Below are 2163 nucleotides of genomic sequence, written 5' to 3' on the forward strand. Positions count from 1 at the left end.
CGCCCGGGCTGGTCGGGGCGGACGCAAGGCCTCCAGGACACGAGCCGTGTGACGCCTGTCGCACCCCGCGGTGCGTACGTCGTCGGGACGGTCGGGGGTCAACTCCGCACCGGTAGGGTGGCCCGGTTGTCGTACGTACCCGAGCAGTCAAGCCCGGGCTGGTCGGCGCAGTCCCGCGGGCCCCTGGCCAGARGCCGTGTGATGCCTGTCGCACCCCGCGGTGCGTACGTCGTCGGGACGGTCGGGGGTCAACTCCGCACCGGTAGGGTGGCCCGGTTGTCGTACGTACCCGAGCAGTCAAAACCCGGAGACCGTGACTACCACCAGCGCCGCCGCCAACTCCTCCCACCACCTCTCGCCCGCCTTCCCCGGCCGCGCCCCCTGGGGCACCGCCAACAAGCTGCGTGCCTGGCAGCAGGGGGCGATGGAGCGGTACCTCCAGGAGCAGCCGCGAGACTTCCTCGCCGTCGCCACCCCCGGCGCCGGCAAGACGACGTTCGCGCTCACCCTCGCGTCCTGGCTCCTGCACCACCACGTCGTGCAGCAGGTCACCGTGGTCGCCCCCACCGAGCACCTGAAGAAGCAGTGGGCGGAGGCCGCCGCCCGTATAGGGATCAAGCTGGACCCGGAGTACAGCGCGGGCCCGCTCAGCAAGGAGTACCACGGCGTCGCCGTCACCTACGCCGGTGTCGGCGTCCGCCCGATGCTGCACCGCAACCGATCCGAGCAGCGCAAGACGCTCGTCATCCTCGACGAGATCCACCACGCGGGCGACAGCAAGTCGTGGGGCGAGGCCTGCCTGGAGGCGTTCGAGCCCGCCACCCGGCGCCTCGCGCTGACCGGTACGCCGTTCCGGTCCGACACCAACCCCATTCCCTTCGTCACGTACGAGGAGGGCAACGACGGCATCCGGCGCTCCTCGGCCGACTACACCTACGGCTACGGCAGCGCCCTCGGCGACGGCGTCGTGCGGCCCGTCATCTTCCTGTCGTACTCCGGGAACATGCGCTGGCGCACCAAGGCCGGTGACGAGATCGCCGCGCGGCTCGGCGAGCCGATGACCAAGGACGCCGTCAGCCAGGCCTGGCGCACCGCGCTCGACGCCCGCGGCGAGTGGATGCCGAACGTCCTCAAGGCCGCCGACAAGCGGCTCACCGAGGTCAGGAAGGCCATCCCCGACGCGGGCGGCCTCGTCATCGCCTCCGACCAGGACTCCGCGCGCGCCTACGCCAAGCTGATCCGGGAGATCACCGGTACGAAGGCGACCGTCGTCCTCTCCGACGACGCGGGCGCCTCCCAGCGCATCGACGACTTCAGCGAGGGCACCGACCGGTGGATGGTCGCGGTCCGCATGGTATCCGAGGGCGTCGACGTGCCCCGCCTCGCCGTCGGCGTGTACGCCACCACGATCTCCACGCCGCTCTTCTTCGCGCAGGCCGTCGGCCGCTTCGTGCGCTCCAGGCGGCGCGGCGAGACCGCGTCCGTCTTCCTGCCGACCGTCCCCGACCTCCTCACCTTCGCCAACGAGATGGAGGTCGAGCGCGACCACGCCCTCGACAAGCCGAAGAAGGAGGGGGAGGAGGACCCCTACGCCGAGTCCGAGGCGGAGATGGACGAGGCGAACAAGGAGCAGGACGAGGACACCGGCGAGCAGGAGCAGTTCTCCTTCGAGGCGCTGGAGTCCGAGGCCGTCTTCGACCGGGTGCTCTTCGACGGCGCCGAGTTCGGCATGCAGGCGCACCCCGGCAGCGAGGAGGAGCAGGACTACCTCGGCATTCCCGGGCTCCTCGAACCCGACCAGGTGCAGATGCTGCTCCAGAAGCGGCAGGCCCGGCAGATCGCCCACAGCAAGAAGCGGCCCGACGAGGAGGCCGACCTCCTCGAACTGCCCGCCGAGCGGCGCCCGGTCGTCTCCCACAAGGAACTGCTCGGACTGCGCAAGCAGCTGAACACGATGGTGGGCGCGTACGTACACCAGAGCGGGAAGCCGCACGGCGTCATCCACACGGAGCTGCGGCGCACCTGCGGAGGGCCGCCGAGCGCGGAGGCCACGGCGGGGCAGCTCCGGCAGCGCATCGAGAAGGTGCAGGAGTGGGCCACGCGCATGCGGTGACCAGCGGGGCCTTCCCGTGGGTCAGGAGCGGGGCGTTCCGAGTGGGGAGG

At 71.0% G+C, this 2163-nt stretch carries 1 protein-coding gene; it reads left to right on the forward strand.

Annotation, left to right across the window (positions count from 1 at the left end; genetic code table 11):
- Nucleotides 1-313 precede the first annotated feature (313 nt).
- Nucleotides 314-2113, forward strand: coding sequence for a DEAD/DEAH box helicase (locus tag AB8Z36_RS38625; protein ID WP_369218035.1), 1800 nt, complete (start codon nucleotides 314-316; stop codon nucleotides 2111-2113).
- Nucleotides 2114-2163 lie beyond the last annotated feature (50 nt).

Source organism: Streptomyces flavofungini, from assembly GCF_041028215.1.
GTDB lineage: Bacteria > Actinomycetota > Actinomycetes > Streptomycetales > Streptomycetaceae > Streptomyces > Streptomyces flavofungini_B.